We start from the raw sequence: 23741 nt of genomic DNA, 5'->3' as shown, positions 1-23741 counted from the left end.
CCGTCGAAATCGGGTGGCCCGGGGCTGCCGGGCGTGGTCGGATGCAGCCAGCTTGAGGAGAACGCCCGTGCTCGCGCCCAATCTCGACGCCGCCCACCCGCTGGAAATCGCCGCTGCCGACTATGAGATCGTGCGCCGGGCGGTGGAATATGTGAATCTGCGCTTCCGCGACCAGCCGGAGGTGGAGGAGATCGCCCGCGCCTCCGGTGTGCATCCCCGCGCGCTGACCGAACTGTTCCGCCGCTGGTGCGGCCTCACCCCGAAGGATTTTCTACAGGCGGTGACGATCGACGCCGCACGGCGGGTGCTGACCGAATCCGACAATGTGCTGGATGCCGCCTATGAGCTCGGCCTTTCCGGGCCGGGGCGGCTGCACGATCTGTTCGTGGTGCATGAATCCATGTCGCCCGGCGAATGGAAGACCGGCGGCGCCGGGCTCGTCGTGCGCTACGGCTTCCACGCCTCGCCCTTCGGCAGCGCGCTCGCCATGGTGACGCCGCGCGGCCTGTGCGGCCTCGCCTTCGCCGATGAGGGCGAGGAGGACGCCGCGCTGGCCGATATGCGCCGGCGCTGGCCCAATGCCATCTATATCGAGGACCCGGTGGCCACCGCCCCCTATGCGGCGCGCATCTTCGACCGCGGCGCCTGGAGCCCGGACGATCCGCTGCGCATCGTCTTCATCGGCACCGATTTCGAGGTGAAGGTGTGGGAGACGCTGATGCGGATCCCGCTCGGCAAGGCCACCACCTATTCCAGCATCGCGCAATGCGTGGAGAAGCCGAAGGCTGCGCGCGCCATCGGTGCGGCGGTGGGCAAGAACCCGATGTCCTTCGTGGTGCCGTGCCATCGCGTGCTCGGCAAGAATGGCGATCTCACCGGCTATCACTGGGGCCTCACCCGCAAGCGCGCCATTCTCGGCTGGGAGGCGGGGCAGCTGTGCAAGGAGTGGGGCGGGAGCTGAGCGCCCGCGCGGGCTCTCAGCGCTGCCCGGCGATGGCCGGATGGCGGGCTTCGGGCAGCGGAAACAGGGCGTCATAGGCCCAGTTGAACACGAAGGCGTAGACCAGGAAGAAACCGGTCAGGGCGAGGTCCATCAGGAACGCCTCGACCAGCCCGACGCCGAGATACCAGGCGACGAAGGGCACCAGCACGAAAACAAGGCCGAGCTCGAACAGAATGGCGTGCAGCACGCGCAGAGGCAGCGTCTTGCGCACCGAGCCGCGCCAGCGCGCCAGCGCATGGTCGAAGCCGAGATTGAACACATAGTTCCAGCTGGCGGCGATCAGCGCCGCGCCGGCACCGATCGCGCCCATGTCGAACATCGGTACGCCGAACACCCACGCCCCGAGCGGGGTGATGAGCGACAGGGCGATGATCTCGAAGCTGATGACGTGACGAATGCGATCGGCGGTCCCGCGCATGACGGTTTTCCCCTTCATGTCGGGCCGTCCCGCATGGATTCCCGGGAGGGGGAAGCCGTCTTCACGCGTCTCATATGGGGCCGCTTCCGTCCTGGGCAAGCGGCCGGGCTTGGAAGCCCGGCCGGAAGACCGGCTCAACCGGCGAGGTCGACGACGCTCTCCACTGTCGAATCCGCCTTCAGCCGGTAGATGACAGGCGCGCCGGTGGCGAGTTCGCGATGGGTGATGGTCTCGGGCGTGTGCTTCTCCAGCACCATGATCAGCGCCCGCAGCGAATTGCCATGGGCGGCGACCAGAACCCGGTTGCCCTGCAGCACCTTCGGCAGGATCTCGGTGACGTAATAGGGCAGGGTGCGGGCCACCGTGTCCTTCAGGCTCTCGCCGCCGGGCGGGGGCACGTCATAGGAACGGCGCCAGAGATGCACCTGCTCCTCGCCCCATTTGACGCGGGCATCGTCCTTGTTGAGGCCGGAGAGGTCGCCATAGTCGCGCTCGTTCAGCGCGAGGTCCTTCACGACAGGCAGGTCGGTCTGGCCAAGCTCGTTGAGCGCGAGGTCCAGAGTCTTCTGCGCCCGCGACAGCTGCGAAGTGAAGGCGATGTCGAACTGGTAGCCCTCCGCCTTCAGCCGCGCGCCGGCCTTCTTCGCTTCCTCGACGCCTAGCGCGGTGAGATCCGGGTCGCGCCAGCCGGTGAACAGGTTCTTGAGGTTCCACTCGCTCTGGCCGTGGCGCACGAGCACGAGAAGGCGTTCGGACATCGGGTCGTTCTCCGGGAGATCAGAAATCGGTGAGGCCGAGGACATCGGTCATGGAATAGAGGCCGGGCTTGCGCCCGCGTGCCCAGCGGGCGGCCGCCAGCGCCCCACGGGCGAAGATGCCGCGATCCTCAGCCCGGTGCGCCAGTTCGATCCGCTCGCCGGCACCGGCGAAGATCACATTGTGTTCGCCCACCACCGTGCCGCCGCGCAGGGTGGCGAAGCCGATATCGCCCGCCCGGCGTGGGCCGGTGACGCCGTGGCGGGTGAACACGCCGTTCTCCTCCAGGCTCACCCCGCGCCCCTGCGCGGCGGCCTCGCCCAGCAGCAGCGCGGTGCCCGAGGGGGCGTCGATCTTGCGGTTGTGATGCATCTCGACGATCTCGATGTCGAAATCCTCATCAAGCGTGCGCGCCACGCGCCGCACCAGCGCGGAGAGCAGGTTGACGCCGAGGCTCATATTACCCGAGCGCACGATGGCGGCATGGCGGGCGGCGGCGGCGATGCGTGCCTCCTCCGCCGGCGAAAAGCCTGTCGTGCCGATGACATGCGCGATGCGCGCCTGCGCGGCGAAGGCGGCATAGGCAACGCTGGCGGCGGGAATGGTGAAGTCGATCACCCCGTCGGCGGCGGCGAACAGGGTCAACGGGTCGTCAGAAACCTTGAGGCCGAGCGGGGGCAGGCCGGCGAGCTCGCCCGCGTCGCGGCCGAGATATTCGCTGCCGGGCTGGTCCACGGCGCCGACCAGCATGAGATCGGGCGCCTCGCTGATGGCGCGCACCAGCACCCGGCCCATGCGGCCCGAGGCCCCGACGACGACGAGCCGCATCTGCGTCATGAACGCCAACTCCCTGTTCCCGCACGCGGTATAGCGGCGTTCATCCGCCACGAAAAGTGCGCTATCGTCTTACATTCTTCGCCTCAAGACACCGAGCGTCTTGACGCCTGCGCGGGGTCCCTGTACAGCTCGCGCAACTTTACGAAGGAGCGGCGCCGCAATGCGCAAGAATATTACCCTTATCGTAGGACGGCGCGTCGCCGCGGAGTTGGCCTAACGGCTGCTCCGCTCAACGGTGACGCGCGGAAATGGCCCCTGACGGGGCCTTTTGATTTTCTGGCCCTCCCTTCGCCCCTTCCGCACACGACGCAAGAGACGACGAGCGTAAAAAGGAACAAGACCATGATGCGCGAGATGACCGGCGCCGAAATGGTGATGCAGGCCCTGATCGATCAGGGCGTCGAGCACATGTTCGGCTATCCCGGCGGCGCGGTGCTGCCGATCTATGACGCCATGTTCCACCAGAACCAGGTGAAGCACATTCTCGTCCGCCACGAGCAGGGCGCGGTGCACATGGCTGAGGGCTATGCCCGCTCCTCGGGCAAGGTGGGCGTGGTGCTCGTCACATCAGGCCCCGGCGCCACCAATGCCGTCACCGGCCTCACCGACGCGCTGCTCGATTCCATTCCGCTGGTCTGCATCACCGGCCAGGTTCCGACCCATCTCATCGGCTCGGACGCCTTCCAGGAGTGTGACACGGTCGGCATCACCCGGCCCTGCACCAAGCACAACTACCTCGTCCGCGACATCAACGACCTCGCCCGCGTCATGCATGAGGCGTTCTATGTCGCGCAGAACGGCCGTCCCGGTCCTGTCGTCGTCGACATCCCGAAGGATGTGCAGTTCGCCAAGGGCATGTATGTCGGCCCGGAGAACATCCAGCACCGCACCTATCAGCCGCGCCTGAAGGGCGATCCGGAGAAGATCAAGGCCGCCGTCGAGATGCTGGCCAAGGCCAAGCGGCCGATCCTCTATACTGGCGGCGGCGTGATCAATTCCGGCCCCGAGGCCAGCCGCGTGCTGCGTGAGTTCGCCCGCCTGTCCGGCTATCCGGTCACCTCCACGCTCATGGGGCTTGGCGCCTTCCCGGCCTCGGACAAGCAGTGGCTGGGCATGCTGGGCATGCACGGCACCTATGAAGCCAATATGGCGATGCATGATTGCGACGTCATGGTCTGCATCGGTGCGCGCTTCGACGACCGCATCACCGGCCGTCTCGACGCCTTCTCGCCGGACTCGAAGAAGATCCACATCGATATCGACCCGTCCTCGATCAACAAGAACGTCAAGGTCGACCTGCCGATCATCGGCGATGTGAAGCATGTGCTGGAGGATATCCTCACCGTCTGGCGCGGCATGAAGGCCGAGCCGGACCGGCGTGCGCTCGCCGGCTGGTGGGGGCAGATCGACAAGTGGCGCGCCCGCAAGTCGCTGGCGTTCCAGCCTTCCAGCAGCATCATCAAGCCGCAGCAGGCGATCAAGGCGCTGTACGACCAGGTGAAGGACAAGGATGTCTACATCACCACCGAGGTCGGCCAGCACCAGATGTGGGCGGCGCAGCACTTCCACTTCGAGGAGCCGAACCGCTGGATGACCTCCGGCGGCCTCGGCACCATGGGCTATGGCCTGCCGGCGGCGATCGGCGTGCAGGTGGCCCACCCCGGCAGCCTCGTCATCGACATCGCCGGCGAAGCCTCGATCCAGATGTGCCTGCAGGAGATGTCGACCGCGCTGCAGTTCGACCTGCCGGTGAAGATCTTCGTGCTCAACAACGAATATATGGGCATGGTGCGCCAGTGGCAGGACCTGCTGCATGGCGGGCGCTACTCGCATTCCTATTCGGAATCGCTGCCGGACTTCGTGAAGCTGGCCGAGGCCTATGGCGGCGTCGGCATCCGCTGCGCCAACCCGGCCGATCTCGACGGGGCGATCCACGAGATGATCAACGTCAACCGCCCGGTGCTGTTCGACTGCCTCGTCGACAAGACCGAGAACGTGCTGCCGATGATCCCCTCGGGCAAGCCGCACAACGAGATGATCATGCCCGATCATCCCGAGGCGCTGGACGAGGCCATCGACGAGGAAGGCAAGATGCTGGTGTGAGGTGCTTCACCTCTCCCCGCCGGGGAGAGGTCGGTCGCGTAGCGGCCGGGTGAGGGGGCGGACGCGCCAGTGACCCCTCACCCCACCCCTCTCCCCGCCGGGGAGAGGGGGCCTGGCGTTCCCAGCCCCTTTTCAGAGTGCCCCATGCCTCCCGTCATCGAGCCTGCCGAGCGCCACACCCTGTCCATGCTGGTCGACAATGAGCCGGGCGTTCTCGCCCGCATCGTCGGCCTGTTTTCCGGGCGCGGCTACAATATTGACAGCCTGACCGTCTCCGAGGTCAGTCATGCCTCGCACCTCTCGCGCATCACCGTCGTCACCACGGGCGCGCCGCCGATCATCGAGCAGATCAAGAGCCAGCTCGACCGGCTGGTGCCGGTGCACCGGGTGGTCGACCTCACCGTCGCCGGCAAATCGGTGGAGCGCGAGCTGGCGCTGATCAAGGTGCGCGGCAAGGGCGAACTGCGCCAGGAAGCGCTGCTGATCGCCGACAGTTTCCGCGCCCGCACGGTCGACACCACGCTGGAGAGCTTCGTGTTCGAGATCACCGGCAAGCCGGAGAAGATCGACCAGTTCGTCTCGCTGCTGGAGCCGCTCGGCCTGGTCGAGGTCTCGCGTACCGGCGTCGCCGCCATTGGGCGTGGCGCCGAAGGGATGTGAAAGGGAGGCGCGGCGGCTCACCCGCCGCGCCTTTCGTCAGCCGGCGAAACCGCCTGACGTGAGGAAGGCGTGTTCTTCCGGCGAGGTGTCGCGGCCGAGCACCGGATTGCGGTGCGGGAAGCGGCCGAAATCGCGGATGATGTCGTGGTGGATGACTGCGTGGTGCACGCCCTCCGCGTCGTCCGCCGCTTCGCAGAGCGCGACACAGCGCTGCTGGTCGGCCAACTCTTCCGAATGCATGAACGGCACATAGAAGAAGCGCCGCTCCGGCAGCTCGAAGGCGTGATCAAAGCCGCGCGCAATGGCGGCATCCGCCGCCGCGCGCGCCTGCGCATCGGTGGCGAAGGCTCGGCTTGAGCCGCGAAACAGATTACGCGGGAACTGGTCGAGCAGCAGAATCAGCGCGTAGCAGCCCTCGGCCGTGTCCTGCCAGCCCGTCAGCGTGCCGGCCGCGGCGGCCTCATAGGCGCCGAGGAAGCGGGCGCGGATGGCGGCGTCGAAGGCGTCGTCCTTGGCGAACCAGCGGTCGGGTCCGGCTTCGCGCCAGAAGGCGATGATCGCGTCGGCGGTGGGCAGGCTCATGTTCGGCAGGGGCATGGCGGGGGGCTCCGTTTTCTGTCGACCGTCCCGGATAGGACGGCGCGCGGGCTAAAGTCGAGCCCCAAGCCTGTGCTGCGCTGCACACGAACTCTTGGCCTGTCCGGTCAAGCCATGTGAAGATACCGCTTTCGCGGGGTGCGTCGCGGTGCCTCGCACCGCCGCCACGCGAGGCGACGGAGGCGTGGGAAACGTGAGCGATCGTGCAGGCGCGGTGCCGGCGGCGGCGGCAGGCAAGCCCGTGTGGCTGATGGCGGCGCCGTTCATCTTCCTCCTGCTCTGGTCGGGCGGCTTTGCCGTCGGCAAGATCGGCATCCTCTCGACCGGCCCCTTCACCCTGCTGGCGATGCGCTATGGGCTGGTGCTGGTGGTGCTGCTGCCGCTGCTGGCCTGGTTCCGGCCGTCCCTGCCGCAGACCCGGCGGGAATGGCTGAACCTGTTCATCGTCGGCTTCCTGATCCAGGTGCTTTATTTCGACCTCAGCTATTTCGCCTTCCGCTATGGCATCTCGGCGGGCGCGCTGGCGCTGATCGTCTCGATGCAGCCCATCGTGGTCGGCCTCGCCGCGCCGGTTTTCGCCGGCGAGCGGGTCGGCCTGCTGCGCTGGGGCGGGTTGCTGCTCGGCCTTGCCGGGGCGGGGCTGGTGATCGTCTCGCGCGCCGCCATCGAGGTCACCTCGCCCGGCGTCATCCTGCTGGCGGTCGGGGCGCTGCTCGCCATGTCCTCCGCCTCGCTCTACGAGAAGCGCCACGGCATCGCCCAGCACCCGCTGGTCACCAACTGCGTGCAATATGCCGTCGGCTTCGTGTTCACGCTGCCGCTGGCGCTGTTGCTGGATGACGGCCATGTCGACTGGTCGGTCCCCTTCGTGGCTGCCCTGGGCTATCTGGTGATCGGCAATTCGCTGATCGCCATCTCGCTCTATCTCGCCATGATCCGTGCCGGCGAGGTGGCGAAGGTCTCGGCGCTGTTCTTTCTGGTGCCACCCTGTTCGGCGCTGATCGCCTTTTTCCTGCTCGGCGAGGCGATGCCGCCGCTTGCCTGGGCCGGCATGGCGCTGGCCGCCTCCGGCGTCGCGCTGGCCTCGGCGCAGCCCCTGACATGGCGCGCCCGCCTCGCCGCCCTTCGCCGTCGCTGACAGGGCGACGCGGCGGACCGCTTGCGGAGCGGCGGGCGCTGCTGTAGAGGGAACCGTAACGTACGGTACGGACCTTTTCCGCCCATGACCTTGCCTCCCGACACGCAGGACGAGACGCTGACGGAGCGCCAGCAGGCGGTCCTCGACGCCGTGCTCGCGCTGATGGTGGAGCAGGGCGGCGAGCTGACCATGAATGCGGTGGCGCGCCGCGCCTCCTGCTCCAAGGAAAGCCTGTACAAATGGTTCGGCGACCGCGAGGGGCTGCTGACCGCGACCGTGCGCTGGCAGGCCTCGAAGGTCCGCACCGGCAATTATGACCGCACCCGGCTTGATGCTCTTGCCCTGCGCGACAGCCTCATCCGCTTCGCCGCCAACTGGCTCGGAGTGATTTCCAGCCCGACCTCGATCGCGCTCAACCGCTTCGCCATCGCGCAGGCGGGCGGCGGCACGCCGGGTGGCGGCCTTGGCGCCATCATGCTGGCCAATGGCCGCTTCGCCATCGGCGCCCGGCTGAAGCCGGTGCTCGATGCCGGCCGCGACGCCGGGCTGATCGACTTCGACGACACCGAGACCGCCTTTCGCAGCTTCATCGGCCTGGTCGGCCGCGACGTGCAGATCCGGCTGCTGCTCGGCGACACGCTCCGCCTGACGCCGGGCGAGATCGAGGCCGACGCCGCCCGCGCCACCGACCAGTTCCTCACCCTTTACGGCACGGCCAACCCCGTGCCGGGCCTGCCAAAAACCAACGCATGACATAGGAGACACCCATGCGCGTTTATTACGACCGCGACGCCGACGTGAACCTGATCAAGGGCAAGAAGGTCGCCATCATCGGCTATGGCTCGCAGGGCCGCGCCCATGCGCTGAACCTCAAGGAGTCCGGCGTCAAGGACATCGCCATCGGCCTCAAGCCCGGCTCGGCGACCGCCAAGAAGGTCGAGGCCGACGGCCTCAAGGTGATGACCGTCGCCGAGGTGGCCAAGTGGGCCGACCTGATGATGATGGCGACCCCGGACGAGCTGCAGGCCGACATCTACCGTGACGAGATCGCCCCGAACATCCGTGACGGCGCCGCCATCGCCTTCGCCCACGGCCTCAACGTGCATTTCGGCCTGATCGAGCCCAAGGCTTCGGTCGACGTGCTGATGGTCGCGCCGAAGGGCCCCGGCCACACCGTGCGCGGCGAATACCAGAAGGGCGGCGGCGTGCCTTGCCTCGTCGCCGTGCATCAGGACGCCTCGGGCAACGCGCTCGACCTCGGCCTCAGCTACGCCTGCGGCGTCGGCGGCGGCCGTTCGGGCATCATCGAGACCACCTTCAAGGAAGAGTGCGAGACCGATTTGTTCGGCGAGCAGGTGGTGCTCTGCGGCGGCCTGGTCGAGCTGATCCGCGCCGGCTTCGAGACGCTGGTGGAAGCCGGCTACGCCCCTGAGATGGCCTATTTCGAGTGCCTGCACGAAGTGAAGCTGATCGTCGACCTCATCTATGAGGGCGGCATCGCCAACATGAACTACTCGATCTCCAACACCGCCGAGTGGGGCGAATACGTCTCCGGCCCGCGCATCATCACTGCCGAGACCAAGGCCGAGATGAAGCGCGTGCTCACCGACATCCAGACCGGCAAGTTCACCTCCGACTGGATGCAGGAATACCGCGCCGGCGCCTCGCGCTTCAAGGGCATCCGCCGCATCAACGACAGCCACCAGATCGAGGAAGTCGGCGCCAAGCTGCGCGGCATGATGCCCTGGATCGCCAAGAACCAGCTGGTCGACAAGTCGAAGAACTGAGGCTTTTCCGCCTTCGTAAACAACGTCATGGCCGGGCTTGTCCCGGCCATGTGCGTTTTGGGGGGCTGAGATGGAACCAGTTGAGGATAGGCCGGAGCCATAGCTGGACCGTAGCTCCAGAAATTTGCAGCTAATTTCAGCGTTCCTTCGACCTCGTCGCTATAACCTAAATTGTCTAGGGTTGAGGAGCGGCGATGGGCGAGACGGACGATTTCGAGTGGGATGATGTCAAGGACGCAGTAAACCGTTCTCAGCGCGGTTTGCCGTTCGACATGGCGGCCGGCCTCTTTGATGGCCGGCCGCGTATCGAAGACGTCTCGCCGAAGTCACCTGTCGGCGAGACGCGCTTCGAAACCATGGCCGAATTGCAGGGCCGTGTGTTATTCTGCGTGTGGATTTGGGAAGGCGAGCGCCGCCGGATCATTTCCTTTCGTGTCGCGCACCGGGATGAACGGCGTGCCTACCAAGAAGCAATTGGACGAGGCGGATCGTCTCGCAAAGGAATTTGACTGGTCGCCGTTCGATGCCATGTCGGACGATGAAATCCGCGCGCATTGGGCGTGGGACAAGGACATGACCTGGCCCACCGAGGCCGAGCTTGCGGAATTCGATCTTGTGCTTCCCGCCAAGGCGCGGCGGGAGAGGGCGGAGGCGCTGGCCGAGCCGGCCGGCGGCGACAAGCCACCGAAAGAAGCCGCAGAGTAGCGAACCTGCACCGCCGGAACGAAAAAGGGCGACCTCGCGGGTCGCCCTTTTTGTTTGGGATCGGCGCTCATACCGGCTGTCATCGCCGGATCTGGCCCGGCCATCCACGTTTTCCCGCGCCACTTTATGGATGCCCGGGTCAAGCCCGGGCATGACGGAGTGGGGGAGGGGAGCGCCAGGAGGAGGGCAGCGATTGCCCCCCGCCTTAGGCTGCCGCCTTCAGCCCCGGCTCATTGGCCTTCTGGCCCTTGTGATAGACCACATAGACATAGACCGGGATGTCGAGCTCGCTCAGATGCCGCTCGATGAGTGGCTTCACCTCGACCCAGTCCAGCCCGCCGACGCCGGTGGCGAGGCGCGGCAGAGCGAGGCTGGCAATGCCTTCCGCCTGGACATGGCGGGCCAGCGCCTTCAGCGCGTGGCCGACATTCTCGGTCGTGGCCCGGCCGGGACGGCCGAGCGCGTTTTCCGCCGGCTCCTGCGTCAGCAAATTGAGGATGCGCGCCGCGCCGCCCTCCTCGTCCACGCCGCCCCACCCCCAGAGCCCGCCCGCCTTGGGGTTCTCGACGCGGCAATAATGGCGGAAATCCTTGGCCAGCGAGGGCCAGCGCTCGCGCAGGGCGAGAGCGAGGCCGGTATCGAAATGATCGTTGGGCGCCACGCCATGGGCGATCGCGGCGGCGCCGCTCAGCAGGATATCGCCTTCCACTTCGTGGATCTTGGCCATTGGGGTGTCCTTCCTCGGCTGATTGGTTGCGCCCTGTGTCGGGGAAGGCGCGCCCAGTGTCGTTGAGGAAACGCAAGTCCGGTCGTGCTGTGTGCGGGCTCAGTAGCCCAGCGCCTTCACCGCCGCGGCGCCGGGGCCAAGGATCACCAGCGCCCACACCATGGCGGAGGTGATGTTCACCATCTGGAACTGGAACGGCGGCATGGCGAACATGCCGGCGATGAGCGGCACGATGGCGCGCAGCGGGCCGGAGAAGCGGCCAAGGAACACGCCCCATATGCCGTAGCGCAGGAAGAAGCGCTCGCCGCGCGCCAGCCCCCCGGTAAAGCGGTTGAGCGGCCAGCACTGGCGGGCGCTGCCCTTCAGGCGGAAGCCGATCCAGTAGGACACGCTGTCGCCCAGCGCCGCCCCTGCCGCCGTTGCCGCCCAGACCGGCAGGAGGGGCACTCCGCTGGCGGCGATCACCGGCGAGAGGCCGAGCAGCACGAAGGTGGCAGGAATGAAGAGCGAGACGATAACCAGGGATTCGCAGAAGGCGAGCAGGAAGGCGACATAGGGCGCGTAATGCGCGTGCGCCTCGACAAAGGCGAGCACGTCGCGGGCATAGGCATGCACATCCGCCACGCTAGAGCCGGTCGCGCAGCGCGAAATAGCTCATGCCGGCCACCAGCAGCGGCCAGCGCATCAGCGGTCCACCGGGGAAAGCCGGCACCGGCAGGCGCGCCAGCAGGTCGAATTCGCCAAGCTGGCCCTGCACCGCCTGCGCCAGCAGCTTGCCGAAATAGGGCGCCAGCATCACCCCCTGGCCGGAATAGCCGGCGGCGGTGAGCACGCGCGGCGAGAGCTTCCGCACGAAGGGCAGGCGGGTCATGGTGATGCCGAGAACGCCGCCCCAGCCATAATCGATGCTCACATCGCCGAGCTGCGGGAAGATCTTCAGCATATAGGGCCGCACGAACTCGCCCGGGTTCGGCCGCAGCCCGCGCTTGTAGCTCTCGCCGCCGCCGAACAGCAGGCGGCCATCGCCGGAGAGGCGGTAATAATTCACGACGAAGCGGCTGTCGGCCACCGCCGCGCCATTGGAGATGATCTCCCGCGCCCGCTCCCCCAGCGGGGCGGTGGCGGCGATGTAGTTGCAGATCGGCATGACATGGGTGTCGACACGCCGGTCGAGCCCGTCCTGCAGCCCGTCGCCGCATTCCAGCACCCAATCCGCCTCCACCGAGCCAGCGGCGGTGACGACGCGCACCTTGCCGCCCTCCTCGATCCGCAACGCGCGCGACTGCTCGTAAAGCCGCGCCCCGGCCCGCCGCGCCGCCTCGGCAAGGCCAAGCGCGAGGTTGAGCGGGTGCAGATGGCCGCCGCCATGGTCGATCATGCCGCCGTAATAGGCGTCCGACCCGACCATTTCCCGTACCTCCTCGCGGGTCAGCGGCGCGGCGTGGGGGTAGTCGTAAACCTCGTTGAGCTTGCGGGCATAGGCGTGGCTATGGGCGACATAGCCGGGCTTGTGGTCGGCCTCGATCAGCCCCGAGCGCAGGTCGCACGCGATGGCGTGACGGGCAATGAGATCGTGCAGCAGCGCCTTGGCGTCCTCAGCCAGGCGCCAGAGCGCCTTGGCGTCGTCGAGCCCGACGCGCGATTCCAGCCAGTCCTGGTCGCGGCGCTGGCCGCTGTGGATCTGCCCGCCATTGCGGCCCGAGGCGCCGGAGCCGACACGGCCGGCTTCCAGCAGCACCACGTCGAGCCCGGCCTCGGCCATGTGCAGCGCGGCGGAAAGCCCGGTATAGCCGCCGCCGATGACGCAGACATCCGCCCGCGCCCCGCCCTGCAGCGGGGGGAGGGGGGAGGAGCGGTTCGCCGTGGCCGCGTACCAGCTGCTGGGGTGATCGATCTGCGAGGCCATGTTCACTCAACTCTTGCCGTCAGCGCCGCGCGAACAGCCGCTCGATGTCGGCCAGCGCCAGGGTGACGAAGGTCGGCCGGCCATGATTGCACTGGGCGGCGTTCGGTGTCTCCTCCATCTCGCGCAACAGGGCGTTCATCTCCTCGACCCGCAGCCGGCGCCCGGCACGCACCGAACCGTGGCAGGCCATGGTGGCGGCGATGTGGAGAAGCCGGCGCTCCAGCGGCAGCGCGTCGTCCCATTCCGCCGCGTGCTCGGCGAGTTCACGCACCAGCGCGCTGACATCCGCATCGCCGAGCAGCGCCGGCACCTCGCGCACCAGCAGCGCGCCGGCACCGAAGGGCTCGATGACGAGGCCGAGTTTTTCCAGCGCCGGCGCCCGTTCCGCCAGCCGCGCCGCCTCGGAGGGGTCGAGCTCGACCACCAGCGGCACCAGCAGCATCTGCCGGGCGAGGCCGTCGCGCTCCATCGCCGCCTTGAGCTTCTCATAGACGATGCGCTCATGGGCGGCGTGTTGGTCGATCACCACCACGCCGTCGTTCGTCTGGGCGATGATGTAGGTCTCGTGCAGCTGGGCGCGGGCAGCGCCGAGCGGGCGCTCCAGCGCCTCCGGCGCGGCGGGGGCGGCATTGGCGCGGGCGTCGGCCGAGGGAGCGAGGCCAAGGCCGAGACCACTGCCACCGCCGAAGCCGCGCCCGGCGCCGTCCGGCAGGTCGAAATCGAAGCGTGACGGCGCTTCGCTCAGGCCAGCATGATCGGGTCGGGACCCGGCAAACCCCTCCGGCGCCGCCCACGAGCGCGACCAGTCGTAATCGCCCGGCCGCGCCTCCGGCCGGTAGTCGGTCGAAAAATCGCGCCGGGCGAACTGGGTCAGCCGGTCGGCGGCGGTCGAGGTGGTGCGCGGCGCGCCTGAGGTGAGCGCGTCGGTGAGGGTGCGGACGATCAGTGCCCTGATGTTGCCGGCGTCGCGAAAGCGCACCTCGGTCTTGGCGGGGTGGACATTCACATCCACCTCGCGCGGGTCGAGATCGAGGAACAGTGCCGTCACCGGGTGGCGGTCGGAGGGCAGAAGGTCGGCGTAAGCCGCGCGGATGGCGCCGATCAGCACCTTGTCGCGCACCGGACGGCCATTGACGAACAGATATTGCGACAGCGAATTGGCCTTGGAATAGGTCGGCAGGCCGGCAAGGCCGGACAGCCGCGCGCCCTCGCGCAGGCCCTCGACGTCGAGCGCGTTGCCACCGGCCTCCTGCCCCAGCACATCGGCGATGCGGGCCCGCTGCCCGGCCGGGTCGCGCGCGCGGGCCGGCCAGGTGACGGGCGGGCGATCGTCGGTGACGAGGGTGAAGCCAACCTCGGGGCGGGCGAGCGCCAGGCGCTTCACCGCGTCCACCGCCGCCGCCGTCTCGGCGCGCTCGGATTTGAGGAATTTCAGCCGCGCCGGGGTGGCGAAGAACAGGTCGCGCACCTCCACCCGCGTGCCGAAGCCGAGCGCCGCCGGGCGCACGGGGGATTTCACCCCGCCCTCGACGCGAATCTCAAACGCGCTGTCGGCCTCGCGCGGCCGGCTGGTGATGGAAAGCCGCGCCACCGCGCCGATGGAGGGTAGCGCCTCGCCGCGAAAGCCGAGCGTGTGAATGGCGAGCAGGTCCTCGCCATCCAGCTTGGAGGTGGCGTGGCGCTCCACCGCCAGGGCGAGCTCCTCGGCATTCATGCCGCTTCCATCATCGGTGACGCGCATCAGCCGCCGGCCGCCGCCATCGATGACGATCTCGACCCGGCTGGCGCCGGCATCGAGCGCGTTCTCGACAATCTCCTTCAGCGCCGCCGCCGGACGCTCGACCACCTCGCCCGCCGCGATGCGGTCGACCAGGGTGGAGGGCAGAAGGCGCAGCGGCATGGCGGGCTCGTCTCGGCGGCGATTCGGGGCAGGGCGGCGCCGGACTATAGCAGGGAGGCCGGCGCGGTGCCCGCGGGCGGCCCATTCTCCCCATCAGGCCTTGCCTGGTGGTCCGCCCTGTTGGTCCTTGCCGCGGTCATCCTGAGGCGCCCGGCGCTGCCGGGCCTCGAAGGACGCACGCGGCGTCCTCGGGCGTTGCCAGCCTGTCTGCTTCGAGGCCGGTCTCAGGCCGGCACGTCCGCATAACGGGTGGCGCAGCGGCCCCGCCTATCCCGCCGCCGCCAGCCGCTCGGCCTTTTGGCGCTCGATTTCCTGCCGCTTGGTCATGATCGAGACGAAGATCACCACCACCGTGACGATGGCGATGAGGATGGTGCAGGCGGCGTTGATTTCCGGCGTCACGCCAAGGCGCACCTGCGAATAGATGCGCATCGGCAGGGTGGTGGCGCCGGGGCCGGTGGTGAAGCTGGCGATGACGAGGTCGTCCAGCGACAAAGTGAAGGCCAGCATCCAGCCGGAAATCACCGCCGGCAGGATGATCGGCAGGGTGATGACGAAGAAGGTGCGGAACGGCGTGCAGCCGAGATCGAGCGCCGCCTCCTCAAGCGAGCGGTCAAAGGTGACAAGGCGCGACTGCACCACCACCGAGACGAAGCACAGGGTGAAGGTGATGTGCGCCAGCGTGATGGTCCAGAACCCGCGGTCGATGTCGACCGCGACGAAGAGCAGCAGCAGCGACAGGCCGGTGATGACTTCCGGCATCACCAGCGGGGCATAGACCATGCCGGAGAACAGGGTGCGGCCGGTGAAGCGGCCATAGCGGGTCAGCGTGATCGCCGCCAGCGTGCCCAGCACGGTCGCCACCGTGGCGGTGAGGAAGGCGACGCGCAGCGTCACCCAGGCGGCATCCAGCAATTGCTGGTTCTGGAACAATTGCCAGTACCAGTGGGTAGAGAAGCCCGCCCACACCGTCACCATCCGCGAGGCGTTGAAGGAGTAGATCACCAGCAGCACGATCGGGATGTAGAGGAACGCGAATCCCAGCGCGATGGAGGTGACGTTGAACCAGGAGAGTCCCTTGCGCATCAGCGTCTCTCCACTTCGCGGGCCTGAAGGTTCTGGTAGAAGACGATCGGGATCACCAGCACCAGCAGCAGCAGCACCGCCACCGCCGAGGACACCGTCCAGGAGCGGTTCACCGAGAATTCGGTCCACAGCACCTTGCCGATCATCAGCGTGTCCGAGCCGCCCAGCAGATCGGGGATGACGAACTCGCCCACCGCCGGGATGAAGCAGAGCAGGCAGCCGGCGAACACGCCCGGCAGCGAGAGCGGCCAGGTGATCTTCCAGAACGCCGCCAAGGGCGGGCAGCCGAGATCGGCGGCGGCCTCAAGCAGCGTCTCGTCCATCTTTTCCAGTGCCGCGTAGAGCGGCAGGATCATGAAGGGCAGGTAGGAATAAACGATGCCGATATAGACCGCCGTATCGGTATTCAGGATCTGCAGCGGCGTGTCGCGGCCGATGATGCCGAGCGCGAACAGCAACTGGTTCAGCAGCCCCTCGGGCGAGAGAATGCCGATCCAGGCATAGACGCGGATCAGGAACGAGGTCCAGAACGGCAGGATCACCAGCATCAGCAGTGTCGGGCGGATCGATTTCGGCGCCCGCGCCATGCCATAGGCGATGGGGTAGCCCACCATCAGCAGCAGAATGGTGGAGATGCCCGCGATCCACAGGCTGGAACCGTAGGCCTCGATGAACTCATTATCCCAGGAGAGCACATAGCCGTAATTCTCGAAGGAGAGTTCGGCAAAGGCCTCCTTGAATGCCGCCCAGCCTTCGGAAAGATCGAAGGTCGGGAGATAGGGCGGCTGCGCGATGGCGTCCTGCGACAGGCTGATCTTGAAGACGATCAGGAACGGGACGAGGAACAGCGCCAGCAGCCACAGATAGGGAACGGCGAGGACCAGCCATCGCCCGGTCGCCTTGCTTGCCATGGGGGCCTCCTCAGCTCGTCAGGACCACGCCGGCATCGGGCGAGAAGTACACATAGACCTTGTCGTCCCAGGTGATGGGGCGCTCGACCATGCGGGTGAGGTTGGGCTTGGCGGCCTTGACCCGGACGCCGCCGGGCAGCTCGACATGGTAGATGGAGAGGTCGCCGAGATAGCCGATGTCCCAGATTTCGCCCTGGACGCAATTGACGTTGGTATCGGCCGGCGGGTCGAGTTCCACCCGCATCTTTTCCGGCCGCAGGGCGATGGCGACGGTGTCGCCGGGCTTGGCGGCGCAGTCCTGGGCGATGCGGAAGCGTCGCTCCGGCGCCGCCACCGGGCGCAGCGTCACCATGCCGGGCTCGACCGTCTCGACCGTGGCGTCGAGAATGTTCACGTCGCCGACGAAATCGGCCACATAGCGCGAATTGGGGTGCTCGTAGATCACCGCCGGTTGGTCGACCTGCACCAGCTTGCCATGGTTCATCACCGCGATGCGGTCGGCCACCGTCATCGCCTCTTCCTGATCGTGGGTGACGATCAGGAAAGTCATGCCGAGCTCCATCTGGATGTCCATGAGCTCGAACTGCGTCTCCTCGCGCAGCTTCTTGTCGAGCGCGCCGAGCGGCTCGTCGAGCAGCAGCACCTTGGGCCGCTTGGCCAGCGAGCGGGCGAGCGCGACGCGCTGGCGCTGGCCGCCGGACAGCTGGTGCGGCTTGCGCTTGGCGAATTTCTCAAGCTTGACCAGCTTGAGCATTTCCTCGACCCGGGCGTCGATCGCGCCCTTCTCCATCCGGTCCTGCTTCAGGCCGAAGGCGATATTGTCCCAGACGGTCATGTGCGGAAACAGCGCATAGGACTGAAACATCATGTTGGTCTGCCGCTTGTAGGGCGGCGTGCCGACGAGATCCTGCCCGGCGAGGGTGATCTGGCCCTCGGTCGGGTCCTCGAAGCCGGCGAGCATGCGCATCAGCGTGGTCTTGCCGCAGCCGGACGGGCCGAGCAGGGCGAAGAATTCGCGCTCATAGATGTCGAGGGAGAGGTTATCGACGGCGACGAACTCGCCGAAGCGCTTGGTAACGTTCTTGTACCGGATCAGTGGGACGGCCTGCGGGTCGTTCCAGGGAGCGAATGTGCGGCGGATGCCGCCAATAGTTTTCTGCGTCTTCTCGGTGACGCCGGTGCTCATGCTGACTGATCCCGTTTCCCCCGCCGGCTATGTCGGCAGGTAGACGCTAACCGTCTTCCGGCGGCGGCTCAACGGCAGAATGCGAACAATTTTACCATGCCTTGAAAGGTGGCGACGCGGCGCCGCCTTGACGGCCATAAGCGGGGCGTGATTGCCTCTGACGGCGCAGAAAGCGCATCAGGAAGGCAATCATGGCCAAGAAGAAGCGTTCCGACAAGGACGCGGTCGACAATCCCCGCGGTGTCGCGTCCCTCGCCGAGGCGAAGGCATGGATGGCCGCGCGCGGCATCACCGAGATCGAATGCGCCGTCCCGGACCTTGCCGGGGTGGGGCGCGGCAAGATCATGCCGGTGTCCAAATTCCTCTCCGGTCCGACGATGAACCTGCCACTCAGCGTGTTCTTCCAGACCATTTCCGGTGACTACCCCCCTTACGACAACCTCGTCGATTCGGTGGTGGTGGACAGTGACCTGGTGATGGAGCCGGACTTCTCCACCCTCGCCATCGTGCCCTGGGCGCAGGACCCCACTGCCCAGATCATCCACGACGCCTATCACCGCGACGGGCGCCCGGTGGAACTGGCGCCGCGGCAGGTGCTGAAGAACGTGGTCGATCTCTACGCCAAGAAGGGCTGGAAGGCCGTGGTGGCGCCGGAGATCGAGTTCTATCTGGTCGAGCCCAACATCGACGCCGACTATCCGCTCAAGCCGCCGATCGGCCGCTCGGGCCGGCCGGAAATCGGTCGCCAGTCCTATTCGATCCAGGCGGTGAACGAGTTCGACGCCCTGTTCGAGGACATGTACGATTATTCCGAGGCGCAGGGCTTGGAGATCGACACGCTGATCCATGAGGACGGCGCGGCGCAGATGGAAATCAACCTTCTGCACGGCGACCCCATCGTGCTCGCCGATCAGGTGTATCTGTTCAAGCGTACGATCCGCGAGGCGGCGCTGCAGCACAAGATCTACGCCACCTTCATGGCCAAGCCGATCGCCGACGAGCCGGGCTCGGCCATGCATATCCACCAGTCCATCGTCGACGGCGAGACGGGCAAGAACATCTTCTCCGACGCCGATGGCGACCCGACGCCGGAGTTCTTCTCCTTCATCGCCGGCCAGCAGCGCTATCTGCCGGCCGTGATGTCGATCCTCGCGCCTTACGTGAACTCGTATCGCCGGTTGACGCGCGATTCGATGGCGCCGATCAACGTGCAGTGGGGCTATGACAACCGCACCGCCGGCCTGCGCATTCCGCCCTCCTCGCCGGCGGCGCGGCGGGTGGAGAACCGGGTGCCGTCCTCCGACGCCAACCCCTATCTCGTCATCGCCGCCTCGCTCGCCTGCGGCTATCTCGGCATGGTGGAAGGGCTGCGCCCGACCGAGCCGCTGGAAGCCGACGCCAAGGGCCTCGACTTCGAGCTGCCGCGCGGCCTGCTCGAAGCCGTGGCGGCGATGCAGCATTCCGAGGAGATCGCCACCGTTCTGGGGCCGTCCTTCGTGAAGACCTATACGGCGGTGAAGCAGACCGAGTTCGACACCTTCATGCGGGTGATCTCGCCCTGGGAGCGGGAATATCTGCTGCTGAACGTGTGAGGCTCTGCGGCAGTACAGCGTCATGCCCGGGCTTGGCCCCGGGCATCCATGTCTTTGGTTGATGAGTCATGGAGTGAGTCATGGATCCCCGGGCCAAGCCCGGGGATGACGGCGTCCTGCCGGATCGGCCGGCGGCCGCCCAGCAGGACGTTTTGAAAGGTCGCGTCGCCTACGCCTCGACCTTCTCCTCGGCCAGAATCTCCCGCACGCGCGGGATCACTTTGGTGCCGTAGAGCTCGATGGCGCGCATCATCCGCGCGTGGGAAAGCGGGCCGGCGCTGTATTTCAGGTCGAAGCGCTGGAGGCCGAGCGTCGTCGCCGTCTTGGCGATCTTGCGTGCCACGGTTTCCGGCGATCCAAGATAGAGCGAGCCGTGCTCGATCTCGCGCGCGAAGGCGTCGCGGCCATAGGGCGGCCAGCCGCGCTCGGCGCCGATGCGGTCATGCATGCGCTTGTAGTCGGCATAGAACTCCTCGCGCGCCGCCTCGTCCGTCTCGGCGACATAGCCGTGCGAATGCACGCCGATCGGCTGCACCGCGCCGCCGAGCTGGCCCACCGCCTTGTGGTAGAGCTCGACATAGGGAGCGAAGCGGGCCGGGTTGCCGCCAATGATGGCGAGCATCATTGGCAGGCCGTAGCGCGCCGCCCGCACCACCGATTCCGGCGAGCCGCCCACCCCGATCCAGGTCTTCAGCGTGCCGGATTCGACCAGCGGATAGACATGCTGGCGAGAGAGCGGCGGGCGCAGATCGCCCTGCCAGCTGACGCCCTCCGGCGAAGCGTTGTCGCGCAGCAGCGCGGCGAACAAATCGAGCTTCTCGGTGAACAGCGCCTCATAGTCCTTCAGGTCGAAACCGAACAGCGGGAAGGATTCGGTGAAGGAGCCGCGCCCGAGAATGACCTCCGCCCGCCCGTTCGACAGCGCGTCCACCGTGGCGAAGCGCTGGAACACGCGGATCGGATCGTCGGAGGACAGCACCGTCACCGCCGAGCCGAGGCGGATGCGCTTTGTGCGCGTGGCGATGCCCGCCAGCACCACCTCGGGTGCCGAGACGGCGAAATCGTCGCGATGATGCTCGCCCACGCCGATGAAATCGATGCCGACCTCATCGGCCAGCACCGCTTCCTCCACCAGATCGCGGATCACCTGCGCGTGGGAGAGCGGCCGGCCGTCGGCGCCTGACGTGACGTCGCCGAAAGTGTCGAGGCCGAGTTCAAGAAGCTGTGCCATGGGAGAGGGTCCCCTTATCTCCGGCATCGCGCCGGCGCTCTCCATATGGACCGGACGGCGCGGGCGTGCATCCCCGCCGGTGCAAGGACGGGATTTCGCTTTCGCAAGCACGGGAGCGGCCGATGCTGCGGCGTGCAGGCAGAAAAAAAGCCCGCTGGACGAACCAGCGGGCTTCAAGTCGGCGACACGAGGGGGTCGATGTCGCCGTAGACTCGGTCGGCCGGGTGTGGCCGCGAAAGAGAAGCGGGCATGGTCAGCCGCAGGAGACGGTATCGTCGCGGCGCGGGGTGACAGGCGTATGGCCGGCGGCGCCGTCGCGGCGGGATTCCAGACGCGCGTTCTGCGCCGCATCCTGACGGGCGGCCTCGCGGAGCGCCTCGCGCATGGTCATGCGGCGGGCGGCGCGGCGTTCCACCGCACGCACCACGAGCAGGGCGGTCGGGTCCTGCCAGAGCGGGCCGGACGAGGCGTCGAGCAGATCGCCACGGGTGAGGCCGATGTCACGCAGCATGCGCTCGTCGAACCCGCCAAGCTGGGCGAGATGGCGCCGGCGGGCGACCGCCTTGATGAAATGGATGGAACCCATGACAACGGCGATCAGCAGACCGCTCGCCGCGGTACCGAACGAGGAGAACGCGGTTCTCCGAACTTCGCCAACATACGACATCGTATCCTCCATGTGCCGGCCGCGCAGCGACGACGTTGGGCTTTCTGATCGCGGGCAGGCGCTGGGGCCACCCGATATCGACATCATCCGTTCGCGGCGGGATCGTTATGAAGGACGGCAATCAATCACACTAGCGAATGTTTATGATCGCTGATATGATCATCGTTGATGATAGGCCGTCGTGAGGGCTCCGATGAGCGTGTTGCTGGACATTGATCAATTAAGAACATTCATCGCAATCGCTGAAACGGGCAGTTTCACGAAAGCCGCTGAAGTGGTGCACAAGACCCAGTCGGCGGTGTCGATGCAGATGAAGCGGCTAGAGGAGCGGGTCGGCCGCGCCATCTTCGCCCGCGACGGGCGCGCCTCACGCCTCACCGACGAGGGCGACCGGCTGCTGGATTATGCCCGCCGCATCGTCAAGCTGAACATCGAGGCGATGGCCAGCCTCGCCTCGGCGGAATTGTCTGGCCGGGTGCGGCTCGGCGTGCCGGACGACTATGCCGACCGCTATCTCCCCGAGATCATGGCGCGGTTTTCCGCCACCCATCCCAATGTCGAGCTGACCGTGGTGTGCGATCCCTCGACCGATCTCATCGACCGCATCGATACCGGCGATCTCGACCTCGCCATCATCACCGATTGCGAGACGATGAACCGCGAGACCGAGATCATCCGCCGCGAGCAATTGCTCTGGGTCGGCTCCACCCGTCATTCGCTGCATCTGGAAACCCCGGTGCCGCTGGCATTGGGGCGGCAGACCTGCAACTGGCGGCAGGAGGCGATCTCGATGCTGCAGTCCGCCGACCGGCCGTTCCGTATCCTCTACACCTCGTCCAATTCGACCGCGGTCTCGGCGGCGGTGCTGGCCGGGCTTGCCATTTCCGTGCTGCCGGAATCGGGCCTGCGCCCCGGCATGCGGGTGCTGGGACCCTCCGATGGTTTCCCGACGCTGGCGCCCTGCCGCATCGGCCTGCTGCGCAACCGGCACGAAGCCTCGCCGCTCGCCGACGCGCTGGCCCATCACATCGTGCAGGGGCTCGACAACATCTCCGACGCGGCGATCGCGGCGGAGTGACTTCTCTCCGCGCGTCCGCGCCTCAATAGGCATCCTCGACGAATACCGGCTCGACCGAGCGGTTCCACGCGCCCTCATAGCGTGCCAGCAGTCGCTCGGCCGGGGTCTGGCCGGTGGCGAGGCTGTCGTCCAGCGGCTTCAGGAAGCGGCTCTCGTCGCGGCCCTGGCTGTCGCGATAGTCGCGGCGCTTGAGCCCGGCGCGGGCGATCTCGACCACCTCGCGCGCCAGATCCAGCATCGAACGGCCGGCGATCTCCGCCTTGAAGCCGAGGCGGGGCACGTCGTCGCGCAGCTTCTGACGCTCCTCTGCGCTCCAGTCCTTGGCGAGATCCCAGGCGGCGTCGAGGCTGGTGGTGTCGTAATAGAGCCCGGTCCACAGCGCGGGCAGGGCACAGAGATTGCGCCACGAGCCGCCATCGGCGCCGCGCATTTCGAGGTAACGCTTCAGCCGCACTTCGGGAAAGATGGTGGAGAGGTGGTTGGCCCAGTCGGAGACGGTGGCGGTCTCGCCCGGCACGGCCGGATGCCGGCCGGCGAGCAGGTCGCGGAAGGAGGATCCGGCGACGTCGATATAGGTGTCGCCGCGCTTGATGAAATACATCGGCACGTCGAGTGCGTAGTCGACGTAAGCCTCGAAGCCCATGCCGTCCTCGAAGGCGAAGGGCAGCATGCCGGCGCGGTTATTGTCGGTGTCGCGCCAGATTTCCGAGCGGAAGGAGAGGAAGCCGTTGGGCTTGCCTTCGGTGAAGGGCGAATTGGCGAACAGCGCGGTGGCCACCGGCTGCAGCGCGAGGCCGACGCGCAGCTTCTTCACCATGTCGGCTTCGGAGGCGAAATCGAGGTTCACCTGCACGGTGCAGGTGCGGAACATCATGTCGAGGCCGTGTGAGCCAACCTTCGGCATGTAGTTCGACATGATCTTGTAGCGGCCCTTGGGCATCACGGGCGTCTCCGCCAGCGTCCATTTCGGGCTCATGCCAAGGCCGAGGAAGCCGAAGCCCAGCGGCGTCGCCACCTCGCGCACCTGGTCGAGATGACTGTTCACCTCGGCGCAGGTCTCGTGAATGGTGATGAGCGGCGCGCCTGACAGTTCGAACTGCCCGCCCGGCTCCAGCGAGATCGCCCCGCCGCCGACCGTGTCGGCGAGGCCGATGATGGTCTCGCCCTCCATGATCGGTTCCCAGCAGTTCAGCGCCTGCATGCCTTCCAGCAAAGCGCGGATGCCGTTCGCGCCCTCATAGGGCACCGGCTCATGGCCCTTCAGCGTGAAGGGGAACTTCTCATGCTCGGTGCCGATGCGGAATTTCGACGGCGCCTTGCTGCCCGCTTCAAACCAGGCGACGAGTTCGTCGCGGCTTTCGATGGGCTGCGTATCGATCTGGTCTCGCGCCATGGGGAACTCCGGCCGGCATGCTGGGCGCGCGACCATACACAGGCGCAGGCGCGGCGCAAA

At 67.0% G+C, this 23741-nt stretch carries 24 protein-coding genes; 10 read left to right on the top strand and 14 right to left on the bottom strand.

The annotated features are described in order from the left end of the window. The first annotated feature begins 67 nt into the window (after window positions 1-67). Window positions 68-961 carry a methylated-DNA--[protein]-cysteine S-methyltransferase gene (locus tag J2S76_RS10460; protein WP_091437937.1) on the top strand — a complete coding sequence of 298 codons (894 nt, stop codon included), beginning with the start codon at window positions 68-70 and terminating at the stop codon, window positions 959-961. A 16-nt stretch (window positions 962-977) separates the two neighbouring features. On the opposite strand, the gene J2S76_RS10455 is transcribed toward J2S76_RS10460, so the two are convergent. From J2S76_RS10455 to dapB, 3 genes are all read right to left on the bottom strand, one after another. Continuing rightward, on the bottom strand, window positions 978-1421 hold the full coding sequence (locus J2S76_RS10455; protein WP_307060173.1) for a PACE efflux transporter: 444 nt from the start codon (window positions 1419-1421) through the stop codon (window positions 978-980). Between the two features lie 134 nt (window positions 1422-1555). Then, window positions 1556-2179 (bottom strand): 2,3-bisphosphoglycerate-dependent phosphoglycerate mutase, encoded by a 624-nt coding sequence (locus J2S76_RS10450; RefSeq protein ID WP_307060171.1) that lies wholly within the window; start codon window positions 2177-2179, stop codon window positions 1556-1558. A gap of 19 nt (window positions 2180-2198) precedes the next feature. Beyond that, entirely contained in the window at window positions 2199-3014 is an 816-nt protein-coding gene (dapB, locus tag J2S76_RS10445; protein WP_307060169.1) for a 4-hydroxy-tetrahydrodipicolinate reductase, read from the bottom strand. A gap of 342 nt (window positions 3015-3356) precedes the next feature. Between dapB and J2S76_RS10440 the strand changes: the two genes are divergently transcribed. Both J2S76_RS10440 and ilvN read left to right on the top strand, forming a co-directional pair. Beyond that, complete coding sequence (locus tag J2S76_RS10440) at window positions 3357-5117, top strand: acetolactate synthase 3 large subunit (protein WP_307060167.1); 1761 nt, start codon at window positions 3357-3359, stop codon at window positions 5115-5117. Between the two features lie 144 nt (window positions 5118-5261). Further along, on the top strand, window positions 5262-5777 hold the full coding sequence (gene ilvN, locus J2S76_RS10435; protein ID WP_018389404.1) for an acetolactate synthase small subunit: 516 nt from the start codon (window positions 5262-5264) through the stop codon (window positions 5775-5777). A gap of 36 nt (window positions 5778-5813) precedes the next feature. Here ilvN and J2S76_RS10430 read toward each other — a convergent pair whose 3' ends face one another. Next, window positions 5814-6374 (bottom strand): DUF924 family protein, encoded by a 561-nt coding sequence (locus J2S76_RS10430; protein ID WP_307060165.1) that lies wholly within the window; start codon window positions 6372-6374, stop codon window positions 5814-5816. A gap of 193 nt (window positions 6375-6567) precedes the next feature. On the opposite strand from J2S76_RS10430, the gene J2S76_RS10425 reads away from it, so the two are divergent. The 5 genes from J2S76_RS10425 (at window position 6568) to J2S76_RS10405 (ending at window position 10004) form a co-directional block, all read left to right on the top strand. Then, a complete protein-coding gene (locus J2S76_RS10425; RefSeq protein WP_307060163.1) occupies window positions 6568-7512 on the top strand; it encodes a DMT family transporter in 945 nt (314 codons plus the stop codon). 84 nt (window positions 7513-7596) lie between these two features. Further along, window positions 7597-8265: a TetR/AcrR family transcriptional regulator gene (locus J2S76_RS10420; protein ID WP_307060161.1), complete on the top strand. Its 669-nt coding sequence runs from the start codon at window positions 7597-7599 to the stop codon at window positions 8263-8265. Between the two features lie 14 nt (window positions 8266-8279). Then, window positions 8280-9299 carry a ketol-acid reductoisomerase gene (ilvC, locus tag J2S76_RS10415; protein ID WP_307060159.1) on the top strand — a complete coding sequence of 340 codons (1020 nt, stop codon included), beginning with the start codon at window positions 8280-8282 and terminating at the stop codon, window positions 9297-9299. A 194-nt stretch (window positions 9300-9493) separates the two neighbouring features. Further along, the gene (locus J2S76_RS10410) at window positions 9494-9808 is read left to right on the top strand and encodes a BrnT family toxin (protein WP_307060157.1); all 315 of its coding nucleotides are present in this window, start codon (window positions 9494-9496) and stop codon (window positions 9806-9808) included. Further along, window positions 9774-10004: a hypothetical protein gene (locus J2S76_RS10405; protein WP_307060155.1), complete on the top strand. Its 231-nt coding sequence runs from the start codon at window positions 9774-9776 to the stop codon at window positions 10002-10004. The genes J2S76_RS10410 and J2S76_RS10405 overlap by 35 nt, the downstream gene beginning before the upstream one ends. Before the next feature lie 205 nt (window positions 10005-10209). Here the strand turns inward: J2S76_RS10405 and J2S76_RS10400 are convergent, their stop codons facing one another. From J2S76_RS10400 to J2S76_RS10370, 7 genes are all read right to left on the bottom strand, one after another. Further along, window positions 10210-10731, bottom strand: a complete 522-nt coding sequence (locus J2S76_RS10400; RefSeq protein ID WP_307060153.1) for a macro domain-containing protein — start codon at window positions 10729-10731, stop codon at window positions 10210-10212. A gap of 99 nt (window positions 10732-10830) precedes the next feature. Next, the gene (locus J2S76_RS10395) at window positions 10831-11355 is read right to left on the bottom strand and encodes a DedA family protein (protein ID WP_307060151.1); all 525 of its coding nucleotides are present in this window, start codon (window positions 11353-11355) and stop codon (window positions 10831-10833) included. Window position 11356: 1 nt separating this feature from the next. Next, on the bottom strand, window positions 11357-12637 hold the full coding sequence (locus J2S76_RS10390; RefSeq protein WP_307060149.1) for an NAD(P)/FAD-dependent oxidoreductase: 1281 nt from the start codon (window positions 12635-12637) through the stop codon (window positions 11357-11359). Between the two features lie 19 nt (window positions 12638-12656). After that, a complete protein-coding gene (gene mutL / locus J2S76_RS10385) occupies window positions 12657-14537 on the bottom strand; it encodes a DNA mismatch repair endonuclease MutL (RefSeq protein ID WP_307060146.1) in 1881 nt (626 codons plus the stop codon). A 267-nt stretch (window positions 14538-14804) separates the two neighbouring features. Continuing rightward, a complete protein-coding gene (locus J2S76_RS10380) occupies window positions 14805-15623 on the bottom strand; it encodes an ABC transporter permease (protein ID WP_307060144.1) in 819 nt (272 codons plus the stop codon). Further along, window positions 15623-16534, bottom strand: a complete 912-nt coding sequence (locus J2S76_RS10375) for an ABC transporter permease (RefSeq protein ID WP_307060142.1) — start codon at window positions 16532-16534, stop codon at window positions 15623-15625. Before J2S76_RS10375 ends, J2S76_RS10380 begins: the two co-directional genes overlap by 1 nt. Before the next feature lie 10 nt (window positions 16535-16544). Beyond that, window positions 16545-17720, bottom strand: coding sequence for an ABC transporter ATP-binding protein (locus tag J2S76_RS10370; RefSeq protein WP_307060140.1), 1176 nt, complete (start codon window positions 17718-17720; stop codon window positions 16545-16547). 191 nt (window positions 17721-17911) lie between these two features. Here J2S76_RS10370 and J2S76_RS10365 point away from each other — a divergent pair, with 191 nt between their 5' ends. Beyond that, window positions 17912-19312 (top strand): glutamine synthetase family protein, encoded by a 1401-nt coding sequence (locus J2S76_RS10365; RefSeq protein WP_307060138.1) that lies wholly within the window; start codon window positions 17912-17914, stop codon window positions 19310-19312. A 169-nt stretch (window positions 19313-19481) separates the two neighbouring features. Here J2S76_RS10365 and J2S76_RS10360 read toward each other — a convergent pair whose 3' ends face one another. Both J2S76_RS10360 and J2S76_RS10355 read right to left on the bottom strand, forming a co-directional pair. After that, complete coding sequence (locus J2S76_RS10360) at window positions 19482-20543, bottom strand: LLM class flavin-dependent oxidoreductase (protein ID WP_307060135.1); 1062 nt, start codon at window positions 20541-20543, stop codon at window positions 19482-19484. Between the two features lie 253 nt (window positions 20544-20796). Further along, window positions 20797-21210 (bottom strand): DUF1127 domain-containing protein, encoded by a 414-nt coding sequence (locus J2S76_RS10355; protein ID WP_307060133.1) that lies wholly within the window; start codon window positions 21208-21210, stop codon window positions 20797-20799. A 193-nt stretch (window positions 21211-21403) separates the two neighbouring features. Here J2S76_RS10355 and J2S76_RS10350 point away from each other — a divergent pair, with 193 nt between their 5' ends. After that, the gene (locus J2S76_RS10350) at window positions 21404-22288 is read left to right on the top strand and encodes a LysR substrate-binding domain-containing protein (protein ID WP_307060130.1); all 885 of its coding nucleotides are present in this window, start codon (window positions 21404-21406) and stop codon (window positions 22286-22288) included. Window positions 22289-22310: 22 nt separating this feature from the next. Here J2S76_RS10350 and J2S76_RS10345 read toward each other — a convergent pair whose 3' ends face one another. Further along, window positions 22311-23681, bottom strand: a complete 1371-nt coding sequence (locus tag J2S76_RS10345; protein ID WP_307060127.1) for a glutamate--cysteine ligase — start codon at window positions 23679-23681, stop codon at window positions 22311-22313. Window positions 23682-23741: the final 60 nt, after the last annotated feature.

Origin of the sequence: Ancylobacter vacuolatus, assembly GCF_030813595.1 — a bacterium.
Taxonomy (GTDB): Bacteria; Pseudomonadota; Alphaproteobacteria; order Rhizobiales; family Xanthobacteraceae; genus Ancylobacter; species Ancylobacter vacuolatus.
The sequence above is the reverse complement of the archived record's forward strand: the minus strand, read 5'-3'. Positions and strand labels throughout refer to the sequence as shown.